Source organism: Microbulbifer weihaiensis (assembly GCF_048323715.1).
Lineage (GTDB): Bacteria > Pseudomonadota > Gammaproteobacteria > Pseudomonadales > Cellvibrionaceae > Microbulbifer.
In genome coordinates, this window is record NZ_JBLWFL010000004.1 from 214,622 (window position 1) to 241,070 (window position 26,449).

The following is a 26,449-nucleotide window of genomic DNA, read 5'->3' on the forward strand; positions in this document are numbered from 1 at the left end:
CTCACTGAGCAGATAAATCAGGTTTTGTTTGATCAACGACAAAACACGTAGACGAACAGGCGAAAAATTTTCCTTAGCGCGGGACAAATATGGACCCTGCTGTAGGAAGTATTTCCTACGCATAGATTACTCGTGGTAGGATTGTTGACGGTTGGAGACCAAATTTATATCTTGATAAAGTTGGGTCCACCATGTCTCCTAAGAATCCTTTCACACCAGCCGCACTAGCCCAAAAAAACCGCCCAGCGCCTAAACACACTCTCCCTTCAAACGCTCCAGAAGACATAAAAGCAAGGCAAAGAAGGAAGAAGCTGGAGGATTTTAACGATAAATCTTTCTCGGTAAAAAATCAGACCAGCGGCCGCCCATTTATCGATGACTTTTCCCCGCTAGCTTTACGCTTTCCCGCAAATAAAGCATTGATTCAGCAGCTACTACTCGGCGCAGAGCTTCACGTTGGTAAACGAATAGTCGCGTATCAAACTCATCAAGACACATACTACGTAATTAAAGAATTTATCGAATTCGTTAATAGCAATGAACCTAAGAATAAATCAGTTATCAATATTGGTGATATTGATTGGCAACTATGCCTCCATTTCCGAGCATTTCTGATACGAACTTACCCTGCGAGAACAGTAAACCGGAAACGGTTTGGGGCGCTTAAAAATATTATCCAGAAAACACAAAAAAAAATACAATGAAATGGCGTGGGCTGGCAGGGCTTTCCACTGGCCAAAGGGACCATCTCAGAATGAAATGCCCACAGAGGGATATAACAATGAAATTTATAACGCCATAGTTGATGCATGTCTGAGAGAAATAAAAGTAATAAAAAGCTGGATGAACCAAGAGGAAATACTTCACGCGATTGATCCGCTTGAGGGCCGAGAGCTCACCCTTAACAATGTGATGCATGACCTAATAAAGGAAAAGGAAGACAAAGAAGCGAAAGGAGACATTAACAAAAAATATATAAAGTGGTTCGAATGGGTCATAAGAAGAAAAAGTAACGTAAATGAATTAATAGAAAAGGAAAAAATAACTATAGATAATTTTTTAGAAATCTATCGAAAGAAAGGAATTGAAATATCTAAGCTCGGGCGTCCCGTAATCGGAACAGAAGTAAGCTCTAAGGGTATAGTTCACGGCAAAAATGAAACTCAGTCAGCACTCGTAGCTCTCGCCACAACAAGAAGATGGTACCCTGATTGGCCTATGCACACTCCATTTGAAGAAGCCAACTACCTGTTTTCAATTGAGTGGGCTAAAAACTTCAGATCTCCTAAAAAATATAAAGAAAAAGAAATAAATTTATACATTCTGATTCAAAGAATGAAGTTAACTATTGACGAACGCGAAGTGGAATGCGGCCAAATGGCATACATCAGTTCACTGATGTTTACGCAAGAAACTATATTTCCGTTTGTTTTATTGATTCTAATTCAAACTGGCTGGAATTTTGAAACGATCGCTTCTATCAGCATCAACATTGAAGATCATATAGAAGATGATCTAATAGACAAAGACTATGCAATAATTTACGGATTTAAAAACCGATCCAACAAATCCCAGATCCACCGGTCAAACAAAAGAGATAGATATGGTGTGTATAGACTCCTCAATTTCATACACTCAATTGTTATAAAATTTAAACACTCTCCGCACATAAAAAATCAAAATCTCTTTAAAATTGTAAACAAAAAAAACGTATGGGCGCTACATGGAGAAATCACCGGTGATATCGATGCAGTAAATTTTTGGAACATATCTGCCAATTTCTTGAAGCGGCACCAAATTACTCTGGATAGAAACGAAAAAAAATCTAAGATAGAGATCCGCAGACTTCGCACAACCTATGAAACAAGGCGAAGAGAGCAAGGATTAGATTTGGATGAGATCTCGGTTGGACTAGGTCATACAGATATCGACACCACAATCAAACACTACGATAGTGAATCAGGGTCAAATAGAGTTTACGGAGCGCGATTGCGTAGCCTACAAAATAAACACGTATCAGACCTGCGAAACTATTCCGCACGAATTCTATCTGACACTTCACTCATCGAGCTAAAAAAAGCAACAGATAACATAGATAAAACCAAAAATAAAATCATCGATGAAATTTCCAAAGACCTTGATGTCGACAAACGTCAAGTAGTACATATGCTCTCACCAGAAGGGCAAACCTATATAGCAAGCTGCCTTGACCCTGAGAACCCAGATTGGCCGGGTGCAAATCGCTTCATCAACCCTGGCACAAAGTGTAGCTACTTCAATAAATGTCCACTTTGTACCAAATGCGTAATATTCAAAGAATCACTTCCGTTTATAGCACGAAGAATCAATGATCTGGAAAACCTAAGCGCTAAAATCAATTATATAGAATGGGAAAAAAATTACGGCGATGAGTTTCAGGCACTAAATGAGATCTTGGGAAACTGGGGAAACCAGGAAGAGATCAACCTCGCTCGCGATTCATGTATGCAAGATAAGTTTTCGCTACCACTAACTATGCGAGGTAAAATTTAATGAATGACGAAAACATCGAAATAAAAAAAATAATTAATGAGTGGATAGCAACAAGAAATGAAGAAGATCAAGACTCCCCCTCAGATTTCGATTCAAACGCTGACACCAACGAATTTGAAACTGAGGATGAAAACGAATCTTACACGAGTTCACTCCGCCTATCAGATCATCCAATGAGTGAATGGGACTATATAAAAGTCAGCCCGAAAAGTAATCTTGCAGATTCAACATGGGACTTTTCGGATTATCCGTCAGCAGGGAACAAACCAATAAGAGTTCATTTCAATTACTCCTACAAAAGAGGTTTTAATTTAGCAGCGCCAGTACACCTTCTCCCACTGCGACTAACACAAGCACTGCTTTTTTATAGAATCCCCCATGTTAACCTCTCCGGACAAGTTAATTCATATTCAACACTCCTAACCGACTCCAAAAAAATAATGCGAATTTCAGCATTCAGTATCGAACATCGACTTTTTGAAAGTGAGAATGGAGTCTCAATAAACGAAATTTCCCAGCATACAATTGAAAACTATATAAATGACCTAGATACAGCCTGCCAACGTTGGGAATTTGGCTACATGCTTCGCTTCTGGGGTGAAGTTTCTAGCCAAGGCCTTCTTCCAAAAGAATTGGCACTGACAGGAAACCTAATAAGTAAAGAGAGAGTTAGAGAATTACGAACTGAATACGACGAACAATCGAATCCTTTTCTCCCTCTGCCGATGGACGACTACGCTACAATCTTCAATTATTGCTTAGATATGATCGAAAAATATAGCCAAGATTGCCTATGGCTTTACGAGACATTTAAACATAGTTTGGTTGGTGCATACAGCACTCCATCGAAAATTAGCAATAATTTTAACTCACTCTCTCCAAGTTCAATTGAGGGTGTAGCAACTTTCAAATCTTTCAACCCAGTTTTACTTCCAGATGGTACCCCTTGGTGGCCGCTATCAACTCGCCAAAGAATCTCAAAGCACAATCAAGGCGAGTATATCTGTATATCCCACATAGCCAAAGTCATTACTTCTTTAACAGATGCGTGCTGCCTTTTAATATTATGTGTCACAGGAATGCGAAGATCTGAACTTGTAACCTTGAAATCTGACTGCTTGACTTATGAAAATGATCCCTGGATCACCTACACAGTTTTTAAAACCTCACAGGCATCACAGGGTGATTTAAAGAAAATCCCAATACCAAATTGTGCTGCAAAAGCGATAGAGATACTAAAAATAATTGGCCATGAATCCAGAACTTATGGAAATCACTGTTATTTACTATCAAAATTTTATAAATCTAGTTTCGGAAACCCAGCTTCCATAACATCAGCGGAGCGTAGCTGCAATAGAGTAGCAGGCAGTTTGGGAATTGACGAAAAAATTCACCCGCATAGATTTAGAAAATCATTAGCTTTATATTTAATACATCAAGACCCCAAAAATTTGGATATCATCAGGAATCTGTTTTCTCATACAAGTCTTCGTATGACATTGAAATATATATTATCCCTCCCCGGTGTTCATGAAGAAGTAAAGAAAACATTGGTTGAAGAAAATTCTGAAATTCTAGCGACAGTATTGAAAGCAGTTCTAGATAACAAAATTGGAGGGATCGGGGGAATGCGAATACTAAAAACCTCGGAAGAATCCCCAATACTTCGTGCAAAGCTTCAGAATGACGGAAAGGAAAGTCTATCACAGTATATAGCGTCTTTTTTAGACGAGGGAGTGAAACTGCTTCACAGGACCAATATGGCCATCTGCCTGAAAACACCGGGACTAGCAAGTCCTACTCCTTGCGATCCTTTGGAAGATGAATACCAGTCCAAGCTTCACCCGAACATATTTGCATGCGATCCCTTCAATTGCCGATTTGCCGTATTTGTGGAAGACAATATCCCCGCACTTGAAAACGAAATTATATTTCACAATAACATCATAAATCATCACTATTGCGGGAACAGACAGAAATCGTTCTCCCAAGAAAGAATTAAAGATGCCCATAAGCGCCTTGAAGAAATTATCGGCGACGCAGCGAACACATTTTTGAAGAAAGTATCAAATGGCTAGAAAATGTACTCTGGAAAGAGCCTACAGAGCTCTGGAAGAACTCGCCTCCGATGAAAATGCTACAGTCAGCATTTCCGCTGTCGCAAGGCGCGCCGGTATAGGAAGAGCAACTATCAATCAGACCTCTGATTCGGACTGGAGTAAATTTCGAGATACGTTAAGAGAGCGGTCGATAACTAGAGACTCTACTGAGCAAAAAAATTCACAATCATCCTATAGAGAGCTACGTCGACGATTGTTAGAACTAGAGGATCAAGTCGATGTCATGCGTAAACGCGCCGCTGAGATGTTCAACCAACTCGTAGATAGAGTGCAGTATTACTACGCGATTTCTCAAGAAACACCCAAGATGCGATCGGAAAAAAGTAAATTAATTAAGGAGCTCACTAGCCAAAAAAAATATACTCAAGAGCTAAAAAGTCAATTAGAACTAGCCATTGCAAATAATTCAACACTGGCAACATCAGCCTTCACGGCCAAACGCATAATTGAATCAAAGAATGCAGTAAAGCAAACAGAGATAACAATTGATTTTTTAGAAAAAATTCACGAGTTCTTGAACAAAAATAATGGTGCACGCGTAGTTGATATATTTTTACTTTGTGGGCTCCCGATGTCGGGAACTTCAGATTGGATTGAAAAACACAGCCCGGCAAACCCTGGAATTTCACTTTATATAGATTTTTCAGTAACAACTGAAAACATACGAAAAGTTTTCCTAGCAATCATACGAAAAGAGTTTTCCGCAGACATCCACTGTGTACGAATAAGATCAGAGAAAAATACATGCATAAAGCGCGCAGAGATGCAAATAAGTGGCGCAGCGCAAACCCTCATCATACAGCAAATTGAAGATGAGTCGTCAAACTTCGAAGAAGTTCATTTAAATGAAGGCTTCAACTCTATAATTATCGTATGAAACATGAAAAATATTAGAATATTTGAAAAATTTGTTAATGATAGAGAGCACTGTGAAGATTGGTCATTGTATCTTTCAAACGATAAGTCAAAGCTATCGAAAATTAAAATTATCAATTCATGCGGACTGAATCGCAGCGCACTGTACCAAAACGCTAAAGTCTCTCTTCGCTTTGCAGAAATTGAAAAAGCACTTCACAAACGTGGCATATTAAAAACCCATGAAAAAGACAAATGTATCTCGACTCTAGACGACAAAACCTGCCTTCTTGAAATACAAAAAATTATTGGTGCTCTAGACGATAAAATTCTCGAATTTTCCACCGAGATTGACTCAGCTGTGGCCACAATTTCCGATTATGACTTGCCAGGATAAAGTATATGTGTTTCCTCCATTTTGCTAATGGTCTCGTAAACCACCAAGCATATATGCGAAAGCGTGTTGGTATTTTATTTAGTGAAGATTACCAAGTTCTAGAGGGGCCTACTAATTGGCTCATGCATATCGCCAAAGTCCGATCACGGAGTGATGAAACAGCTAGAAACTATGGAAATATACTCCAGCGATTCCTTCAGTGGCTGGATGACAGTTTGATTGAAGGTACAGACTGTCGATTTGGGGCTGAAAACTGGCAAATGGTGGATGAAGACGTATTTATCAGTTTTATTAATCATATTTCCAAGCCCACTCCGAAAAACATATATGGACCCACCCATGGAACCATCTCTCATATAGCCTATAGAATATGGAGTTTCTACCAGTGGGCCAGAAAAAATGGGTACAGACACTTTCTAGATCTAGATGCTGACGAGGTTAAAATTAATATTTCACAGCAGAAACTGCTGGCTCACATAAATTCCACAGTTACTATAAGTAGACTTGGCTTCAACCTCCCCTGTGGTCGGCCTGCCATCCATGAAAAGGAAATTCAAAAATTCGTCAAACAGTCGGACTTCGAAATTGCAGTTAGCGAAATGGACGACGCAGTATACAAAGTTATTGCTGTGATAATAAGAATTACCGGACTACGCCCAAAAGACCTTTTCCAAATACCTTACAGAGGGACTGGATGCAACGCAGGATTCATACCATACGATATTGATGACATTCCTGACAAACTGGAGAATCAATCAATTTATTTTGAGTTTAATTCAAAAGGTAAACGTCGCTCAATTCAGTTTCCAGGAAAACTTTGGCGGGTTATTTGCGAACTATACATCCCTATTAGGAGGAAACGGGCCCACTTATATGAATTAAAGCACGGGATCCCACCTAGAAATAACCGCCTCTTCCTTAGTAACCGAGGTGATATCGTATCATATGGAATGCTCCACAATAACTTTAATAAGGTTGTCGAGAAGATACACTCAAGTCATCTATCAGAAGAGTTTGGAGCAACGCGATTCAACGCCCGAATGCTGCGACACACCTGTGCAACATACTTTGTATATGAAGCACTAGAAAAGCAAAATAGACTCGGCAGACATTTTGTCTATGATGCAGCGCTCGACGAGGACCTCCGTAAGCTTCTAGGTCATAACGACATAAAAACCACACTAGAGTATTACGTTCACCTTGTGAATAGATATGTGCATGACAATTTGCTAAGTGACCTTCATCGCTCTCGAGTAGATTCTGGTTTGAATGTAATTTTGGACAACCACAAATACTTTGAAGAAGACACAGATCAATTGATGGAAACAGTTTAATTAAGCCTGCTGGATAACCGGTATATCTCCCGGTCCCCCTAACGGGTTTTAGTCATTCTCTACAACAATGGAAAAATGCTCAGAGCGCTTCCCTGGTAGGCCATCTTTGCGGAATCTCGCCCCCCACACTCCGAATATGACACGTCCATCAGATGAATATACACTCATTCTTTCGACTTGAAGTCGCACAGTGCTTTTACCGGACTCAACCAACACTATGTCGCCAATTCGGATGCCTAGTATATCCTGACATAGGACTACAGCCTCACTTTCGAGCTCCTCCCCCCATTGTTCCAGATCGGTCTCCAGGCTCCGCCAGGCGCGCCGCGCATTCACAAATGGGCCAGCCTCACCTTTAGAGAAACACAACCTATCGAATAGCGCGAGCCGCTCGTTCGGTATCGCTTTATCCATATCATAGGCCGCATCCATCAAGCCCTCATAAAATACCTGAGCTTCCTGTAATATTTGCAGACGTTCGGCGTAAGGGCGTTGTATACCGGACCGTGAAATCTTTCCTGCTAGTCGCTGTTCTTGTGCCGGTACAAGATCAATTGGGCAAATTTCTCTTAGGGGTAATCGAACGGTCTCGAACTGATCATGGGACCAGGAGTTGTCCAACTGGACTCTGATCCAGACCTCATTAGAGGATACGCACAGCTCCGCCTTCGCTTTCGAATACGCTCGGGGAGAAGATATCTGATTTACAGACCACGCATACTCCAAGGCCGACATGTCGACCGCAACATAGGCACAGCCGTTGGTTCGCGCCAACCGAGAAAGATGAGCAATTCGCCCCAGGAAATCTTCTGTCGCCCGGATAGAGATGCTAGGTCCCATTGAACGAGAATACCGCTCGTCCGGTTGTCTATGGAAAACTAACAGCTGCTCCTTCGCATAAGGAAGCAATTTACCGACAAGATTACTCAGACTGCTAATGGCTCCATTCATACTTGAAGCTGTCGATCTCGCTTTAACCCATGTTTCATACCGAGTCTGAAGAACGATCAAAACCTGCGCAGCTAGCTCCGAGGGGATGGATCGAATACCATCATAGGCCAGCAGAAGCTCTCCGAGCTCTACTCCAGTCGCGGCTAATTCATCAAAAGCCAATTTGAGAAACTCCAACTGCAGCTTGGAGAGCCGTATAGGAGTAGTTGATGTGGCCTGCTTATTTAACCGTTTCTCGACTTCCGTACGGTAGGCTTGAAGAGGCGGCTTTCTTGGTTTACGGCCGGCAGCAATCTTGGCCCAATAGCCCCTCGGTGGTTTTGGTACTTGCAGTCGTTTGCAAAGCTTTCCCAGCGCGACGTCGGAAATCCCCAGTTCACGGGCTACCTCTTTGGAAGGACGATCCCAAACCAGAGCAAACAGTTCTTCACGTGACAATGCACTATTTTTCAATTTCCCACACCAAACAATGGCTAAGCTCGATATGTCTCACTGGATAGTAGGTAAACGTACTGCATCCATGCCTTGATGGTTTATCAAGTGTTATAGGCTATTTTGAACTCATCCGACACTATTGAGTCAGTCAGCGTCTGCCGCCAACGCTGTAGCATCCAACCTGTCGCATCCAGGCCCAAAAATCTGGCTTCTGCCACCGGTTTGGGGAGTCACCTGAATTTGCGTACTAATTCGCTCTTTCAATGCAGCGACATGTGAAATCACGCCGATCAACTTACCATCCTGCTGCAGCCCCGCGAGCGTTTCTAGTGCTGTATCGAGCGCTTCCTCATCCAAGGTTCCGAAACCTTCATCTAGGAACAGTGAGTCTACCCGTACATTCTTACTGGCCATGTGGGACAAACCCAGTGCCAGGGACAAGCTGACAATAAAACTCTCACCACCAGAAAGGTTTTTCGTGGAGCGAATCTCTCCGGCCTGGTAGCTGTCGACCACGTTGAGTTCAAGTGGCTGAGACTCATCGCGAATCAACAAATAGCGGTCAGTCATTTTCTGCAACTCCCGATTGGCATGGCCAATCATCATTTCGAAAGTCAGCCCCTGTGCAAAATTTCGGTACTTCTTACCGTCTGAAGAACCGATCAAATCGTGTAGGTTGTCCCACCTACTGCACTCATTTTTCTGGGCGTCGATAGCTGCCTGCTTTTCCTCTATCCGCTCTTTTGCTGCTGCATTCTCACTAAGCTTGTGTTTAAGACCGGCAATGATGTCACGCAGCTCTTTCAGAGAATCCTCTTGCTCTTTGAATTGAGGCTCAAGCTCCTCCAGCGACTTATCGGTGACCTTGCGGGAAACTTCCGTAGCAAGACGCGCTTCCCGATCCTTCTGTCTGGCCTTCAGATCTGTTTGACGCTCATCCAGATCCTTGGCCGTGGCTGCCAGCTCCGCCCGAGCTTCAGAGGGCAGCATGGCCGCCAGGAACTGTTCTTCATTTGAAAAGCCAACCGGCGCGAGCGCTGCGGAGAATTCTGTTTCAAGCCTTCTCAGTTCCGGCCCTCGTAGGTTGATTCGTTTCATCAGAGATTCGACATGAGCCTTCGCAGTAATCCATTTTTGTTGGAGCTCTTTGTGCCGCTCTCTGACCTGCTTCTCTCCACCTTCGGCATCAGAAATCGTCTTGTTTAAACGGCGCTCCTCATCGTCGGGATTCGTGTCGCCGTACAGTTCATTACGCTCATCACTTCCGGTGGCGAGTTCCTTCTTCAATGTTTCAAGACGATCCAGCCTTTCGGCCAGGGCGGTGCCTTGAGTTTCGATAACCGCATCCAACCGCTTCACCTCGCTGTCGATGTCGGCAATCTGTTTCTCGATGTCCGCCTTTTTCTTTACCTGGGCCTGCCACGCCGTCAGCCGCGCCTTGAGTGTTTCGATCAGTGATGAAATGTCCGTTTCTGGGATGTCTGCAATACCAAGCGGCTGGAGTTTGTTAGCAACAGCCTGCCTGCGTTCGGCAAAATCGGCACGGAGATTCGCCAGGTCGTCCTTCACCTCGGCGAGGGCTTTCTCGGCAGCCTTCTTGTCATTCGCCGCTGCTGACTCCAGCTTTTCGGCCTCCGCCAGGTTTTTTCGGACCAGGCCTTCTGCCTCGTCGAATTTCTTGATGGCAGCTTCCTGATCCTCGGCTTTGCTGATCAGCCTGGCCAAGGCGTCGATCTTCTTTTCAGTTTCATCGGGAACCGGGACATTCCCTTCCGCGTAGGGATGTTCGGTCGCACCGCAGAGTGGACAGGGCTTGCCGTCTTCCAATTTTTCCCGATGATTTTCAAGCTCCGCAATTTTCGTAAGTAAGGCCATTTCTCGCAGCAGGGTTTCCTTCTCGGTACGAAATTCCCGCAACAAGCGATCTCCCAGCAACTGGCTCAATACATCCTTGCCCTGCTGAAGCCGCTTTGAGGCGTCCTCCAGTTCCTGCTTCCGAATGCCGGATTGTTTCTGACAGTCGTCGAGTGACTTTGTCGCCAATTCAAGAGCCTTCGTGGCGGCTTCTTGAGCAGCATCTTTTTGAACGATTTCATTTTGCTTGGAGAGCAGACTAGCGATCTGCTCTTCAACGCCAGCCAGACCGCTGATCAGCCATTCGTCCTGTGCATGCTCCTTGAAATAGACATCCCCGAGATCCCGTGTCTCATGAGCCTTGGATCGTTTGTTCTGCTCTTCGAGCCGGACTTTTTTGTCTGCATCAATTTTTGCCGTAGACTTCTTGCAGCCCTCATCCTCTTCCGATACAGCCTTTTTCTGATCGGCAAGTTTCTGATCCAGGGAGCGAACCTTCTGCAATGTAGGCGCAGTCGCTTTCAACTCTTCTTTGGCCCGAGCAGTTTGTTGCTCAGCTGATTTCAGTGCCTCGGCCTGTTCCTTGGCGGAGGATTCCAGCCCCGGAAGCGCCTCTTCCTCGGATTTCAAGCCTGCACTGTCATCCGTCTGCTGTTTGCGGGTGGCGGTGAGCGTTGCGTAGGCGCCATCCAGCGAAGCAGCGCCCAAAGCCCGACCCAGCTTTTCACGATTCGGTTTGAACACCTCAATATCGCTCTGCAGCTTGCTCGCTTCATCGGCAAGGTTGACGATTTCCTTCTTCAGCCCATCGATGGTGGTGAGCCAAGTAATAGATTTTCCGATCTCAGAAAATCTAGCTGCAAGGTCTGCCTCTTCCTTCTGCCTTGTCTCCAGTACCTGCCCAATCTCTTGCTCCTGCTCCGGCTCAAGAATCACAATGCCTGCGGTTTCAGCCTGGAGTAGGTTTTGTTTTTCCCTCTCCTCACGCTGGCGTTCATGGACACGGATGGATATCAGACTATAAATCTCTGTGCCCGTTATCTGCTCCAGAATGGGAGCCCGATCATCCGGCGCCGCCTGCAGGAAGGCGGCGAAGCCCCCTTGGGCCAGCAACATGGAACGGGTAAAGCGATCAAAGTCCATACCGGTAGCCGACTCTATCTGGTCGGCTACCCCTCGGATCTTGGATTCGAAAATCTCGCCGGAATCAGCATTGGCAATTTCGTGTTTCGGGGGCTGGAGTTCACCATCCAGCTTCTTGCGTGCACGGCGCTGGCTCCAGTGACAACGGTAACGCCCAGACTGGGTTTCAAAGGTCACCTCGGCAAAACAATCGCCGGTCTGGCGGGACATGATTTCATTTCCACTCTTGGTGACCTTACTCAGGCGAGGTGTCCGCCCATAAAGGGCGAGACAAATAGCATCGAGGATCGTGGTTTTCCCTGCGCCGGTGGGGCCGGTGATGGCGAATATACCGTCGGACACAAAGGCCGGGTGCGTCAGGTCAACTTGCCATTCGCCGACCAGTGAATTCAGGTTCTTGAAGCGGACTTGCAGTATTCTCATCAACAGCCTCTCTATTCTGCCTTTACATCGTCTTCATAGAGAGACGAAACCGTTTCCTGGTAGGCGCGAAGCAATTCCGGCCGCTGGTCTTCAGGTACGCAATGAACGGCGAGACAACGTTCGAACACATCGTTCACGTTCAGATCGTCAAGAGTTTCTTCCTCGTGGATTCGTCCCAACACGCGGTCGATGACTCGGTTGTTCTTTATCCGGAGAATCTCCACTTGCGTGTCGGAAATCGCAGATTCCAGACGCTCACGCAGGTCGCCAATGACCTCCTCACCTTCGTAGATAACTTCGAGCCAGACTCCTGATCCATTTGGAGAGTCCATTATCGATAAATCGAGGATACGGCGAGAAATGCCGTCCCAGTCTCCCTTGATGCGCTCAAGCTTCTGGAACACCGGCACATCGATCAGTTGGACCGATTCTGTCTTGCTGTGCCCCTGAGCCTGATCAAAGACAACCTGGCACACACTCTTCTGCTGCTTCGCCTCACCAAATCCCATGGGCAGCGGTGAGCCACTGTACCGTATAGTTTCGGAGCCGTTCACTTTTTGCGGTACGTGCAAGTGCCCAAGCGCCACGTAATCAAAGCTCGCGGGAAAAATTCCGGCTGTCACGTGAGCCAATGAGCCAACATAGAGATCGCGTACACCATCGCCATCAATAGTTTGTCCGCCAGCGGTGAACAGATGCCCCGTGGCGACGATGGGAATATCAACCCCAAGTTCCTCTCGCTTCTGTTCGGCCAAGGTGGCGACAGCAGCGTAATGAGTGCGGATGCCATCCATCAGTTTTCGCTCCTTGTCCTCGACGCTCTCACCGGCTTCCGCCACGCGAATATCCCTGTCACGAAGGTAGGGCACTGCGCAGACAATCAATTCTGGAGCGTCTTGCTCATCACAGAGCACCAGCACGTCATCTTCCGGGGAAGTACTCATACTACCGACCACGTGGACATCAAGGGCCTTAAGCAACTCCCTGGGAGCATTGAGAAAGGATGGTGAATCATGATTGCCCGCAACGACGACCACATGCCGACAAGATGACGCAGCCACCCGACACAGGAAACGGTAATAGAGCTCCTGGGCACGGTTGCTCGGAGCACTGGTATCAAATACATCACCAGCAACTACCAGCACATCAATTGAATTTTTCTGAATCGTCTCAGCCAGCCAGATCAGAAAGCCCTCGAACTCCTCATAGCGTTTTCTGCCGTAAAGAGTTCGGCCGATATGCCAGTCAGATGTGTGAAGGATTTTCATTGAACCTCCACCGCTGACTGTGGCTCTTCAATAGACACCTCTTCTAACAATTTGCCGGAGTGATACAACACCACCTCCCCTCGCCGAATCCAGTTAATTCCCAACCCCAACACCCCATACCCCATGCTCCGGAGCAATGTTGCGTAACATTCAAGCTGGGGACGATAGCTATCAAACGCCGCTTCCGGGTCCTCAATCTGGTCTGACTTGTGGTCAATGATCCATACTCCATCATCTGTTTCCAGAACCAGGTCGGCGGTGCCAGATACCACGGAGCCGTAATCATCAATTCCCAATAGCGGGAGTTCCCGATGAATGGCTTTTGCTGAAAAGCGGTCTACCACCCATTGCTCGAAACGACTCACACTTGCCCCGATGCTAGCCGCGGTGCCGTCGCTCAGCTCGATGCCAGTAATGCGAGAGATGTTCGAAGCATGGTCCGGGTTAGCGCCGAGGATCTCGAAGCAGCGGTGCAGGAAGGTACCTAGGGTGGTACCGGTTAAATCGATGTCCAGGCCCAGTCCGTCGCAATATCGGATTGACTCCAGTGGCTTCCCGATAGCGTCCATGTTCTGGAGCCTACCCATGCTTGAAGGTACAACGCTGTCCGGGGTCAATTCCCAAGAAATGCCCCCGCGCTGTATGGCTCTGCGACCGATGGTGGCCAACATATCAATGGCTGTCCCGTCGCGAACACCGAAATCCTCTGGAAGCTCAGATCCCCCCTCCCTGATTACACAAGGAAACGAAGTACCGCCGACGGCAATTGCCGCATCTTGGCGTGATGGAGTGAGCCCTGATGCAAGAATTGACCAATACGTTAGACCGTCCTTACCGGCCAAATAGCTCGGCCATTCCAGCACCAGCTTTTCTCGCGCTCTGGTCATCGCCACATAGATCAATCGCCGCGATTCGAGCTCAGTGGCCAGCCCCAGATCCCCGAGGAACTTATCGTCAGACTCGGAGGCAGCAAACTTGGGGGAATATTCAATCTGCGCCTTTTCGATCAGCCGGGAGAGATCCTCAAACGTGCTGTATCCCAGCGCCATGTTGGGCAATCCCGGGCTCAGACTCCTATCCATGCCACACACAAACACCACTGGCCACTCCCGGCCTTTGGAGCTGTGCCAGGTCACTAGCTGAATGGCATCTTCGTCAATCACCCGAGGATCGGGCTGATGGTTTTTATCCTTCTGCTCAACCTTGGCATTCAGCCAGGCCAGGAAGCTCTGAATACCGGAACCGTAGTAGCCACCGCTGGCAAGTGCCTCACGATTGGCATCCATGTATTCGCCCGCCTCGGCCTGTAGGCGAAGCAAGTTTGCGCGAGCCTGATCGGCATCCGGCCATACAGACACCTCGTCAAACAGATCGAGTGCCGCACAGGTGTCAGCCACCAAGGCAAAGAGGGTGCGGTCTTTGACATTCGCGGCCAGCGCATCCAAACGTGCCAACACCGGATCAACGATTTTCCCATTGGCAATCAGCTGTTCCAGGGCCGTTTTCAAATCGAGGCTACCCAATTCGGTGACAGCCAGGTACAAGGCGGCATGGCGATCCGTCGGGTTGGCTACATAGGCCATGGCCTGGCAGGCCAGTTGCACCACCCGCGAAGCGTGCCAGCCGTCCTCTTGCAATCGCACCCGCAGCCCCTTTGCCCGCAACACATCGGCGTAATCTGCCAGCATCCTGTGGGTGGGACAGAGCACCGCAATATCCCCGCCACGCAGTCGACGCAGCTGTTTTGTGCGTCGATCCGTAATCTGCTGAGCAGGATCTTCCAGTATCACCTGTAGCCGCTCACCCACGGAAAGCGCCCGAACGGCATGCTGACCTTTTTTGGCCTTCACAGGAAAATCAATCAGCTCGATTGGTTCCTGGGTGCTCGCAGCCCCCTGCGGCGCCAGAGGCACGTATTCATCACCGAACAAGCCGGGGCCAACCGCATTGATAAAGTGCATCAGGGTTGGCTGAGATCGCCAGTTGCTGGTCAAGGGCTCGACCACATCCTGATTCTGGTAGATCAGGGCATCGAACAGACGCGGGTCGGCACCCTGGAAGCCCATAATTGCCTGCTTCAAATCGCCAACGGTGACAGTGGGTACACCGGCGTCCCTCAACTGCCACAGCAAGGCAAACTGCAGCGGGTTGGTGTCCTGAAACTCGTCCACAACTAGGCAGTCAATACGCTGCGCCAGAGTGTTCAATACTTCCGGGCGGTTGCGCAGCATGTCTGCGGCCATGGCGATCATGTCGCCGTAGTCGACCAGTCCCGCTTCACGCTTGGCTTGCGCATAGTGAACCAGCACTTCCTGGCCGGCGGCGATCAGGGATTCAATGTGCAATACGGCCTGTTCACGCGGGCCGGGATGCGTAGGCAATGCGTCCGCGGCCTCGATAACGGCATCGGCCAACTCGTCATAGCCGTCGGGTAGCTGACAACCCCGCTTGGATTTGCGCAGCGCACGCAGCTCTTTCCACAGTTTCCAATCGGTGTTTAAACCATCACCTGTCGCGACAGCCCGCAAATTTCGATAGTCGCGCTGAAATTCCTTGGCAGCCGTGGCGCTATTGCCAAATTCTCTGGATAAATTCTCCGGGAAGGCCTCCAACAGACGACTTGCCGCCTGCTGCAACCGTGCCGTCAGTTGGTCACCGTCTCCGGTGACGCCGTAACGCTCTCTGATCCATTCGGCGGCAAACGCTGCGTAGCTATCACTCTCTTCGGACCAACCGGCAGATCGCAACAAGGTGACGATCCTCAGTAGATCATCACGAAAGCCCTCTTCGGCACTCTTCTGGGAGTTGAAATCAAAGCTGTAGCCAAACATGGCCAGGTCTGAGGTGATGACATCCGCCTTTTCCGTGCGCGCCAGCGCCAAACGAATCAGCGTGTTTTCTTCGTCTTCATTCAGCAGTCGGGGCCGAGGAGACAGCCCTGCATCGAAGGCAAATTCCGTCAGCAAGCGCAAGCCGAAACCGTGGATGGTGGAGATGTAGGCCTGATCCAGCTTTAAGGCTTCTTCCAGGCGACCAAGACTCAGCAACTTGGCGCGAATCCGCTCCCGCAGCTCTGCTGCAGCGGCTTCGGTAAAGGTCACCGCCACGATACGTTCGGGAGCAATCAACCCGGCAACCACCCACTCACCCAACTGCTGCTGAATGGTGTAGGTCTTACCGGAGCCCGCACCAGCGGGAATAATGGTGAGTGCTGGCAACATCATTCGGCCTCCCTGGCATCACCGGGAATTGTGAACAGCGGGATCAATGGGCTGTTGTCCAGGGCGTAGGGTTTCACGCCTGCCTGTTTATCGAAGAACGTCGCATCGCCATCCCGATTCAAATACAGCTGACCTGCCCCCACCTCACCCAATCGCTCCCTGATCAGAGTCATCGCCTGCTGGGCCACATCGCCATCCAGCACCTCCCAACCCGGAATGGCTCCAGATTCGACCACCAATGCATCGGCCAGCGACGTCTGGTCGTTAGTCATGAAATAGACGATACCGGTGCTATCCCCGGCCTTCAGTCTATCCAGCAAGGCCGTATTGTCTTCGCTCTTAGGCCCTCCGGTTTGCAGCATGGTGCGGTACAGGTTTGCCTGACTGTCGTAGCCCTTCTGCATCCGGGGCCTGCGGCTGTTGGCACTGGAGCGCTTGTAGTCGACCACCAGCAATCGGCCATCGGGCAGGCCCAACAATATATCGGCCTGGCCATGAATAGGCAGACCATCAAGGTCCCCTTCCAGCCACTCTTCAGTACCGAGAATCTCGGCGTTTAGGGTCACCAACACGTCTCGCCAGGCCAAGGCGGCCTTGGTGATGCCAGAGGCCAAATGCCTGCGCTCGACCTGCCACTGCGCAGCGCGGAGGAAGGGTGCGTGGGTTCTGATGGCCCCGTCTAGCAGTGGCTCAACTTGTGCGCTGATGGCCTGCGGATCGGGTATCGGGCGCGATGCCTGAAACAGCTCCTCCAAGACCTGGTGAGTGAGTGTGCCCAACAGCATGACATCGGGCCGCTCCGGCTCCCAGCCCTGGGGCTCCGCGTTGATGCGACGTAACAGCCACGCCAGCCTGGACACCATCAATGTCTCCAGGCTGCTGGGAGATTCGGGCCGAAGCTTGCCCTCGGCATCGGTGCGTAACGCCAGCAGGTTGCATCCAAACTGTATATCTTCCGCGACAATCGCACGCGGTAGCCGCGGCGGCTGTGATCCGGCCTGCGGCAGGAAACGAATGCGATCGCGGTCTACCGCCACATCCATCTCCAGAATCAGGGACTCTCCATCATCGATACCGCTGTACAACTGGCCCATGAATACCAGTGACTCCGACGGCGATTGGGATGCACCACTGGCATCCCTGCGGGGGATCGTGAAACAGACGAACTCAGCAACAGATGCCAACTGGCGTTTAAATCGCGCCCGTCGATCGCGCATTTGGTCTGCAGGTGTTGCCAGCGATAAGCCGAGCGTGTCCCGAAGCGCCAGCAAATCCTCAGTGACAAACACCGCGGAATCGCTGCTGGCCATCGGGTAATGCCCCGAAGCGAACCCCAACACCATCAGAAACCGAACCGGACGCCAGGCCTCGTGGGCTTCACGCCAAACTGTAATCCCTTCCAGGTTGAAATCGGGCGATTCCCCGGTGCTGATGTTCTTTGGGCTAGCTAGGCGCCGCAGCAAGCTCCAGTCGATATCCGTCTTGCCGGTTAATACCGCACACAACTCGTCGGCCGTTGCCTTCACGTGATAGACGTGGGATTCCAATTGCTCGCTGCCGTCCAGCAAGCCGACAAAGTCCTGAATCGCCGCTGCTAAGGTGTCGGGACGCTCATCGCCCTCACGCAACAGCTCCAACATCTGCCGCGCACTCCGAGTCGCCGCCGGAAATGGGCGCAATCGATAGTCACCATCCATCACGGCCTGGGCCAATTCGGCGCCCTGCTCTTTCGACCAGGGCATTAAAGGAGACGACAAGCAAACGGCCAGAGCCATGGCCGGTGAAGGCTTTTGACGGCAATACAGAAAGTGGAACAGGGCTTCATGCCCCAGATCCCGGTGCCATTTATCCACAGGCAAACCGGACAGCGGCAGACCCGCCGCGGAAAATGCATCATTGACGGCCAGTGAATACTCAAAGGTATCAGGCAACAGCAAGCCGATGTCAGCTGGGACGAGCCCCGGGGTTTCAGCGAGCATTTGCTGAGCCATGCCCGCTGCCACTTCGGCTTCTTCCAGAAAATCCCTGACGCCTACCCATTGCACCGTATCATCCAGCGGCGCGGTCTCGTCTGGCACAGCAAAAAGTCGCTGTTGTAGAGCCTGAATGCTGGTCTGTGGTGTACCCGGAGAAGGATCGAGCAAAAGCGACGCTATCAGCCCTGTCAATGCCGGGTCAGGCTCTATGCCAGAATCCGCGTTGAGCTTGTCAATCAACGCCCCCTGCCAGCGTGTCAGCGACGGAAATCCCGCCAGGTGATAAACCGCGATTTGTCGTATGACTGAGGAGGATTCAGCAGTAAGTAGTTGCTGTATGCCCAGTAGCTCGTCAGGTAGCAGACCATCCAACTTAACCAGCAAACGCACGATATCTTCAACGTGCTTTCTCGGGCGATCGGCAATCCCCTCTAAATTCAGTGCGTCACTACTTGTCGCTATGCCTGACTGAGTAGCAGACACAACCAGGGATAAAGCGGCTTCAACTTCTGCAGCCACTTCTTGAGGCGCCACCTCAAAACTGTTGGACCAGAACGCATCGGCTACACTCTCCAACGCGCTATAAAAACGTGTTTTCCAATCGCTCGATAGCGGCGTGACCAAATAGGCGGTCTTTGCCTGCTCAATCAGCTCCGGCCAGGTCCCAACCATTAGCCCCATGCATGGAGACTGTGTCGCAAGTATTCGGCGAAGGCGGCGAGCGGCACTGCCGTCAGGAACCAATAAAAAATGAACTATCGACTTCATCTATCAATGTGCTCCACATTGCCTGAAAACCACCACCACAAACTTTGGAAAAACAAAATCCACTAATAACGGTCCGGTCTCTGAATCAAAAATTCCAGGCGATCTGTTGTCACAGCTAAGGTATATGCACAATAAACAAACTCTTTATAGTCCATACCGTTAACTGGATGTACGGTCCTACCTATCAGTGCCATCCTGTCATCCAGCATAAATTCAGCCAAATCGATGTTACTGTTGAATAACCAAGTAAACCGAACGATCTGATCTATCGACAGCGATTCTACGCGATTTGCTGATGCAGCCTGGGCCAAAAAGATACAACGGCCATCTAGCTCGTAGATGCGCACATGGTGTTTTCGTTCCTGATTACCAACTCCAAACCTGAAGGTTATTCCCAGCTCCTTTGCCTTTTCGTATACGTCCATTTGCGCAGGAAACTGACCAAAATCCGCCTTTCCCTGTCGCGCAGCCTTCGACCAGTAGCGAAGCACCTGATTCGAAGTGGGTTTATGATAGTTATTGGGATCATGCGTCTGTTGGAAACGATTAAAGAAACTATCCAATTCCTCGCGTGAGGTAGCCTCTTCATCGCCCACCAATAACTCAGCATCGTAGCCTAACTGAAGCGTCCGATGAGCCGTTTCCTTCGCATATGTTCGGAAATAGGTGCGCCAGGAATATTGCATCCGTTCACGTAACAGACTTCGATCCATATCGCGTAAAAAAACCGTCTCGCCTTCCCAAAATACATGCAATAGCATCTCACTGCTGGCGCGCGCAGCCCTTAGGCTTACTATTGCCGGAGTTGAATTACCTTCCCGCAATGGGATATGAATACCTTCTGCATCAAGGACAGATGATCGGCCAAACTTCTTTGCCAGCAATTTTCCGATGTTGTCGATCACGCGCTGAGTATGTAGCGCCTGGCCTTCTACAAACTGCTTTCGACTTAGAGCGGAATCTCTCTCAGTCACCAGTGGTAAATAAGGCGATTTCAGGAAGCTCCGGATTTGTTCAGGTATTTCGGACCGATCCGCCACAGCTGCATCAGCATCTATATGATCCAGCACGGCATGAGAGCCCGCTCCAAGGGTATTCAGCGACTCGATAAAGTCGTTGATGTTATGGCAGAGCTGCCGAACCTGAAAAACTTCGATACTTTCTCGTACGAAAGGGTAAGTTACCTGAATAAAATCATCATCGGCCGGAGCGACTTTTTTCTCCAAGGCCAACAACCGGCGCTGAGCTTGTGAGCCAACTCGGTCAACGCGCCCAATTTTTTGCTCGATACTGACGGGTGACCCTGAAAGACCATAGTGCATGACAGAGTCACAGAAGGTATGCAGATCCTCCCCCTCCTGAAAGACATCCGTGCTTATCAGCGCCAATGGATAACCCGGCATACGAAATTTTCTTGCCTGAGCCGAACGCGTGGAGGCAGTATCACCGGTAGCCCCCATGATTGGCGCTACCGGATTCAGCGAACGGGCCAGATACAATCGGTATTGACCCGAGGATTTATCGTAGATACCGGGAAAGTTGGTTTTGATAATTAAATCGAGATGCAAAGCAAGCTGACGGCACTCCCAATAAGTATTAAACCCTTTTTCACCGGACTGCCGAGACAAGACCGAAGCAAGATCATCCATCCACTCTGCTCGTGAATCTGAGCTTAAATCACCGGAGCCACGACGTATTCGCGCCAGATACAGATCAACAAGCCCATGTCCGGTTCTCAGGCATAACGATAACAACGCACTGTGTATATCAAGGGTTTGAAACTGCTCTCGATCCACATCTTGACTAGCGATTAGTTTCTCCAGTAACGGAAAGACACGTGGGAAAAGCTCATCAAGCAAGCCAATTTCACAAAGTGCGCAATATAGAGTATGGGTCTGCAATAACTCGGTACAACGCTTCAATGATAATGATGCGGAATTCGTAGCTGGCTCAGATGGTTCAAGGTGATCTACCAACTGCTGTAATCCTGGCAGATTTCGATGCCGTGCAAGGCAAACCAAAAACGCCAACTGGCAGGCAACAAAGTCTGACTGCCAGTTCACTATGGAGGCATCATCAATGTATTTGGCAGCTATGCCGCAGATCTCTTCACCATGTTGTTGGAGCAACTGTTCAAGGTCTTCTCCTAGACAGTGCGCAAGAAGATTCGCCCAATTTATTTCCAGTAATAAAGAGACACTCTGATTCTTGGCAACCAGTCCTTTGCGCATGGCTTCTGGCACAATCAGGGAATTTTGACCTTGATCAAACAGGTACGCGGCATCGGCCGCTAACTCCCCCCGGAAAAACCAGGCGAATAATGTGTCCTTCTTTGGTGGCTGACGGTCATCGGTCTCATCTGCATCGCCACTGACATAATCCCCACCGGAAATGTCCTCATCCTGGAAGCGGCTGCACTCGAGGTACACACCGATAACGCCATCCATGCACTGATATGCCTCGGGATACGCATTCAATTGACTCAGAATGTAGGTCGACAACCACTCGTTGTAGAGGTCATCAAGTTTACGCTTGATTTCCTTTACACTCTTGACGCGACGGACAAATACTATTTGCTTTCGGCTGCGATGAAACAGCTCTTCAGCCAACTGTTGGCTGACGGAGTCCATCTTGGGGTGAGGGAGCGTCCTTCCCAGATCGGACTGGATATAACTATCCGAAATCGCAGCTATGACGTGCTTATCTTGAGCATCCGAACCGTCCTTCTCTGCAAGTTCACCATCAAATTCAACTGGACCGGAACGGGTGGACTCAGCATAACTTTCAAACGACGCCAATAAGCCCGTCTGAAAGCTTGGTGATCCGTTCTTTTTTACCAGCATCTCTCCAACTTTCTTTTGAACCAAGGCTGTCACCAACTTTTGCTCATCAGAAGTCAGTCGAATTTCAGCCCGCTCGCCGGATCGCCATTCATTACGATACATATTACGGGTATGGTCCTTCCCAGCTATCTGCAGCACATTCAGTCGACGGACCATAAAACGGGATAAGTGAACTTCTACACGATCCTTTTCATCGTGTGCAATTTCATCCGGGAGAAGTGACCCATGACCTACCAGCCTTAACTGATTTCGTAACTGGTTGATGTTTCGGTCATAGGGTGTCGCTGACAACAGCAGCGCATTCTTAACCCTCTGAACTTGCCCTTTTCCCTCACGAAACCCAAGCGCTGCCGATAACACGCGGTTTCGGTGACTGCTTTCGAAGTCGTGTTTGAAATTATGGGCCTCATCGATTACGACAAGATCGAAGGAAGGCAATACATAGTTTAAAGCTTCTGCGTACTTGTCCTTTACAGCCATGGAAGAAATTCCAGAAGTTGGAATTTCAAAGGCAGGCAGTAGCTGATGGAGTTCTCTCAGCTTTGCCTTCCATGCAGCCTTATCATCTTTGCTTAACGCCAGACTAAAGGCATTCATACCCACAAAAAAATCGGCGTAATACCCCGTCGCTGCGTGACGAATCAATTCCGTCACACTTCGGCAACTGATCGCCGGAGCTGCAGACTTTCCATCAGGAGTCCGAACGCGGTACTGGTTGACCCGAACATTGTGCTTACAGAAACTACGATATTCCCGTGCATGCCATTTTTCTTGCACGTTATTGCTGGGGCAGATGTACAGTACACGCAGTGTCGGGTTGAAATAGCGCATCAATGCTACTACACCCAGGGCAATGTAGGTTTTACCCATACCCACTTCGTCGGCCAGGTAACCGATCCCGACTTTGCGGTCTGCTATCATATTGTAAAGCGCAACCGCACCTTCCAATTGCAGCTCCCCGAGGCTAGCGAGGTTTTTATCACCTCCAGAAAAATCCAGAATTCGGCGCGCAGTATCCAAGTCAATAGGTCTGAGGCTCACTCCACTACCTCCTGCTGCCGATAGGTCTTGAAAAACTGCGTTTCAAACCACGTGAAGAATCGTGCTCGGTCTTCCGGTGTATTTTTCTCCAGAGTAATCGCACCACTACCTTTCAGCTCATCGATCGCAGAATCTACTTGCCGCAGATTCTCTGGCACGCCGAAATACCCGCTAAACTGACGCGTTTGATAAATTTCCTTGGCGCACAAGAGAATAAGGTACGCCATAACGCTACGGGTTTCGCCATCCTCTAGAATGTTGTCAACCAGTGTTGGCAGACTGTCGAAACCAGCACCTGTCAGGTAATACTCCACAAGGGTTTCGTTATCATCATTCTGTGCCTCAGACAATTTTCTCTGTAACTGCCGGAAAGCATGGAATAACTCTGCGTATTCACTGAAAAATTCTTCCGCGACAAAGTCATCGGCAGGGAAAGTCATATCACCACCCTGTCCGGCCAAAACCAGCTTACGGATATGGGCATTCATCAACAACGCCTGGCGCTTGTCCGGAGACATTCCCGCATAAATCGCAAGAATCTGTTCGGGTGACATCTCCGGCAAGTCCAGCGGCTTGTGGGTCCAGCCAGTTTGTTTCATCATTACCCAATGAGTCTCGAAGGCTTCTTTGGACCGTTGATTGATCCCGCTCACCTTCACCAGCGAACCATTTTTAAGCAGAATTTCCAGGGCTACTAAATCCCCCTCAAATACACGGGGTGTCCCGGTTAATGCCCAGTCTGCGACAGCTGAGTCACCTTCAGGCCTGTGTATGTTGATGCGGTAGCTCTTCCGGGCCTCTGTCACGCCTGTAAGTGTTCGAGTGCGCCAGTCAAAAACCAGGTCAATTATCGGCAATAATTCCGATGCCGCTGTTTCCTCCTCCCCGGGCGCGGACTCGGCTGGGGGCTCAAAACGATCAAATACCTGAGTATCCTCAATCGCTTGCAACAACGGTCCGGCCTTCTTCAGCTTAACGAAATAACCCGCCTCGATATTTTCTGAAAACGCTTTATATGTGAAGTTTACAGAGCCCACAAATACCCAGGACTGTACTTTGTTGTAGAAATGGTAGAGCTTCGCATGCAAACGCCGGAAATGCTGCCCGGTTAAGCCCAAACTGCGACTTACCGGCTCCGACCACAGCGCCCAGTGAACATTGGATTGCGTTTCGATGTGATTGAAATACTCGGGCGTACAAACTGCCGCACCTTCCTGATTGACCGGTAACAGGAGGTGAATCTGTCGCACACCAAGATCAAAAAAGGACTCATGCAGGTTGTTGTGGGCGTCTTCCGCAAAGTACGGAGAAATAATCTCCAGCGTCCAGTTGTTATAAGTCGCCAACTTCTGCCTGACGTCAATGTCCAGGAATGCCTGAAAACCCTGGAATTCACTGCTGCTGGCGATTCCGTAATATGGAACAGTCATTTCCGGGGCGGAGGCCTCTGAGCTTTCCAGGCAAAAATCCAGATGTTTCGCCACAAGATCAAGGGCTGACGGCCCACTATTTGATACCAGATAGCGCTCACTCTGGAGCCATTCAATATCTGCCTTCAGGCGCTCAATAAAGCCAGTATCGACCGTCCAGGGCCAAACCTCCTCCCAGTGAATACCTTCTATATTGTCCCACCACCCAGCCAGGCTCAGATTGTTGGACCCAGCGCCCACCAGCACACAGTCACTCTGGGTCTCTTCGTCATAAACCAGGATAAATACAAGCTTTGGATGAAAAGCATTATTTCCGCGATAAACCCCGTGAAACGGGTATTCCATGGCAGGGGAACAGCTGGCGTTTTCCCGAAAAATCTTTAGATCATAAAAAACTTCCAACTCTACCGCTGACTCACGCAGGGCTTCCCTCACCTGAAACAACTTGATAGCAGCGTGGGAGGATAGCTGAATATTCCCTGGCAACAGCAGTGGGATCACTTCTAACTCAAAGAAATCTGGCTCGAAATTATAAGTAGTAAATACTGCTGCTTTTACCTGACGATCGGCTAGAAGCGCCCCCAGGTGATCAGAGACTACTGCGTTTTCCATGATAACCCCAATCCCTGGCTTGCTATATTGATATACGAACCAATGAAGTAGTCGTAATCCCAGCGGGATTCCAGCTCATCCTGATCTAACAAAGTAGCGGTTTCATTGGGCACCTTCACACGAAGTGTGCTGCCATTCTCCAATTCAACCCAAGGGCAACCACCCCGGAGCTCCATCACTACTCGGTTAAGCTCTAGCAATGCCATTACGACATCGCACTGATTATGGTTCCTTAAGGCCTGTAAAAGGCGCTGCAAGATATCAACACGCTGAATGCCCAGAACATCTCGTAAGCTCTCAAAGCTAAAGCTTTCAGATAAATGGCTATAGCTATATCGCTGCTCTAACTCGCGCACTAACTCGGTGACCATTGCGCCGTCCTTTCGGCGGCAATAGTTAAAAATATTGTTGGCCGCGACCAGTACACGCTCCACCCATTCAATTTCTGTCAATCTTTGCGCGAGATCAGAACCATTATTACGAGCTTTGACCTGAGTAATAAAATCAGGGATACCGGCAATGACAGAATTCTCATCTGCCATTCCCTGGGTTTGCAGCCAGAGTTTCTGCTGCAATTGTTTATATTGGCCCCCACCCATCAGGGTATGCATCAATTCTTTTCGAGCGACTTTGTTATTAATGGCTTGCTTAAACGCAGTAGACAATGGCTCAAGTTCCGCTATGGCGACTGGCTTTAAGGAGGAAAATCGATCCAAGAAGTGTGTATGAATTAATTTTTTTTCAATCTTCTCGGCAATAGCCAAGCCTATGGGAGTTGGCAGCCGGTTATCCCCCTGAACCAGACCAGCATCACGCATAGCTGAAGAGTACAAACCCCAGAGCCCATAACTGGCCTGGTCGCTTAGTATCTGTGCATCGGAACCCACGCCAAAACTTACCTGAGTTTGCTTGCCCCCCATTCTCTGCTTAACTCTCGTAATGCCCATGATCTGCATATCACCGGAGAGATAGCGTAGATAGGCCGCCAACTGCTCGTACCGAAGGAAAGAATCCCGAATCCTGGACTGCCGATCAGCCTCTGGAACGTGCGCATGCAGATCATTCGCCCATTTGAACCCGAGAATCGCAACAGCAAAGTTAGTCAATGAACCTGTTATGGTTGTGAGATTGCCAATGACCTGCCGACCGTAGTGTGTCCATATCAATTCGAAACCTAGCGGATCTCTCGATCCTTTGGGTTTGGCGCGGTCATCTAATAGTGATAAGAACGGCATCTTAAAAAATA

At 49.0% G+C, this 26,449-nt stretch carries 14 protein-coding genes; 6 read left to right on the plus strand and 8 right to left on the minus strand.

Annotated features, from left to right (window positions below; genetic code table 11):
* Positions 1–191 precede the first annotated feature (191 nt).
* The 6 genes from ACNKU7_RS05630 to ACNKU7_RS05655 all read left to right on the plus strand — a co-directional run bounded on the left by ACNKU7_RS05630 (position 192) and on the right by ACNKU7_RS05655 (position 7,238).
* Positions 192–704 (plus strand): phage integrase SAM-like domain-containing protein, encoded by a 513-nt coding sequence (locus ACNKU7_RS05630; RefSeq protein WP_418295986.1) that lies wholly within the window; start codon positions 192–194, stop codon positions 702–704.
* Positions 655–2,532 carry a site-specific integrase gene (locus tag ACNKU7_RS05635; RefSeq protein WP_418295987.1) on the plus strand — a complete coding sequence of 626 codons (1,878 nt, stop codon included), beginning with the start codon at positions 655–657 and terminating at the stop codon, positions 2,530–2,532. The genes ACNKU7_RS05630 and ACNKU7_RS05635 overlap by 50 nt, the downstream gene beginning before the upstream one ends.
* Positions 2,532–4,610, plus strand: coding sequence for a tyrosine-type recombinase/integrase (locus ACNKU7_RS05640; RefSeq protein WP_418295988.1), 2,079 nt, complete (start codon positions 2,532–2,534; stop codon positions 4,608–4,610). The genes ACNKU7_RS05635 and ACNKU7_RS05640 overlap by 1 nt, the downstream gene beginning before the upstream one ends.
* Positions 4,603–5,529 carry a hypothetical protein gene (locus tag ACNKU7_RS05645; RefSeq protein ID WP_418295989.1) on the plus strand — a complete coding sequence of 309 codons (927 nt, stop codon included), beginning with the start codon at positions 4,603–4,605 and terminating at the stop codon, positions 5,527–5,529. The genes ACNKU7_RS05640 and ACNKU7_RS05645 overlap by 8 nt, the downstream gene beginning before the upstream one ends.
* 3 nt (positions 5,530–5,532) lie before the next feature.
* Positions 5,533–5,904, plus strand: coding sequence for a hypothetical protein (locus ACNKU7_RS05650; RefSeq protein WP_418295990.1), 372 nt, complete (start codon positions 5,533–5,535; stop codon positions 5,902–5,904).
* Positions 5,905–6,119: 215 nt separating this feature from the next.
* A complete protein-coding gene (locus ACNKU7_RS05655; RefSeq protein ID WP_418295991.1) occupies positions 6,120–7,238 on the plus strand; it encodes a hypothetical protein in 1,119 nt (372 codons plus the stop codon).
* Positions 7,239–7,286: 48 nt separating this feature from the next.
* On the opposite strand, the gene ACNKU7_RS05660 is transcribed toward ACNKU7_RS05655, so the two are convergent.
* From ACNKU7_RS05660 to ACNKU7_RS05695, 8 genes are all read right to left on the minus strand, one after another.
* Complete coding sequence (locus ACNKU7_RS05660) at positions 7,287–8,642, minus strand: RWP-RK domain-containing protein (protein ID WP_418295992.1); 1,356 nt, start codon at positions 8,640–8,642, stop codon at positions 7,287–7,289.
* A 126-nt stretch (positions 8,643–8,768) separates the two neighbouring features.
* Complete coding sequence (locus ACNKU7_RS05665; protein WP_418295993.1) at positions 8,769–12,044, minus strand: AAA family ATPase; 3,276 nt, start codon at positions 12,042–12,044, stop codon at positions 8,769–8,771.
* Positions 12,045–12,055: 11 nt separating this feature from the next.
* The gene (locus ACNKU7_RS05670; RefSeq protein ID WP_418295994.1) at positions 12,056–13,312 is read right to left on the minus strand and encodes an exonuclease SbcCD subunit D C-terminal domain-containing protein; all 1,257 of its coding nucleotides are present in this window, start codon (positions 13,310–13,312) and stop codon (positions 12,056–12,058) included.
* Positions 13,309–16,536 carry a UvrD-helicase domain-containing protein gene (locus ACNKU7_RS05675; RefSeq protein ID WP_418295995.1) on the minus strand — a complete coding sequence of 1,076 codons (3,228 nt, stop codon included), beginning with the start codon at positions 16,534–16,536 and terminating at the stop codon, positions 13,309–13,311. The genes ACNKU7_RS05670 and ACNKU7_RS05675 overlap by 4 nt, the downstream gene beginning before the upstream one ends.
* Positions 16,533–19,277: a PD-(D/E)XK nuclease family protein gene (locus tag ACNKU7_RS05680; RefSeq protein WP_418295996.1), complete on the minus strand. Its 2,745-nt coding sequence runs from the start codon at positions 19,275–19,277 to the stop codon at positions 16,533–16,535. Before ACNKU7_RS05680 ends, ACNKU7_RS05675 begins: the two co-directional genes overlap by 4 nt.
* A 62-nt stretch (positions 19,278–19,339) precedes the next feature.
* The gene (locus tag ACNKU7_RS05685) at positions 19,340–23,161 is read right to left on the minus strand and encodes a DEAD/DEAH box helicase family protein (RefSeq protein WP_418295997.1); all 3,822 of its coding nucleotides are present in this window, start codon (positions 23,159–23,161) and stop codon (positions 19,340–19,342) included.
* Positions 23,158–25,203 (minus strand): phospholipase D-like domain-containing protein, encoded by a 2,046-nt coding sequence (locus ACNKU7_RS05690; protein WP_418295998.1) that lies wholly within the window; start codon positions 25,201–25,203, stop codon positions 23,158–23,160. The genes ACNKU7_RS05685 and ACNKU7_RS05690 overlap by 4 nt, the downstream gene beginning before the upstream one ends.
* A complete protein-coding gene (locus ACNKU7_RS05695) occupies positions 25,188–26,438 on the minus strand; it encodes a hypothetical protein (RefSeq protein WP_418295999.1) in 1,251 nt (416 codons plus the stop codon). Before ACNKU7_RS05695 ends, ACNKU7_RS05690 begins: the two co-directional genes overlap by 16 nt.
* Positions 26,439–26,449 lie beyond the last annotated feature (11 nt).

Coding starts and splice junctions, on each gene's coding strand:
- ACNKU7_RS05630 (WP_418295986.1), top strand. CDS start 192: ATGTCTCCTAAGAATCCTTTCACACCAGCCGCACTAGCCCAAAAAAAC.
- ACNKU7_RS05640 (WP_418295988.1), top strand. CDS start 2,532: ATGAATGACGAAAACATCGAAATAAAAAAAATAATTAATGAGTGGATA.
- ACNKU7_RS05645 (WP_418295989.1), top strand. CDS start 4,603: ATGGCTAGAAAATGTACTCTGGAAAGAGCCTACAGAGCTCTGGAAGAA.
- ACNKU7_RS05650 (WP_418295990.1), top strand. CDS start 5,533: ATGAAAAATATTAGAATATTTGAAAAATTTGTTAATGATAGAGAGCAC.
- ACNKU7_RS05665 (WP_418295993.1), bottom strand. CDS start 12,044: ATGAGAATACTGCAAGTCCGCTTCAAGAACCTGAATTCACTGGTCGGC.
- ACNKU7_RS05670 (WP_418295994.1), bottom strand. CDS start 13,312: ATGAAAATCCTTCACACATCTGACTGGCATATCGGCCGAACTCTTTAC.
- ACNKU7_RS05675 (WP_418295995.1), bottom strand. CDS start 16,536: ATGATGTTGCCAGCACTCACCATTATTCCCGCTGGTGCGGGCTCCGGT.
- ACNKU7_RS05680 (WP_418295996.1), bottom strand. CDS start 19,277: ATGAAGTCGATAGTTCATTTTTTATTGGTTCCTGACGGCAGTGCCGCT.
- ACNKU7_RS05690 (WP_418295998.1), bottom strand. CDS start 25,203: ATGGAAAACGCAGTAGTCTCTGATCACCTGGGGGCGCTTCTAGCCGAT.
- ACNKU7_RS05695 (WP_418295999.1), bottom strand. CDS start 26,438: ATGCCGTTCTTATCACTATTAGATGACCGCGCCAAACCCAAAGGATCG.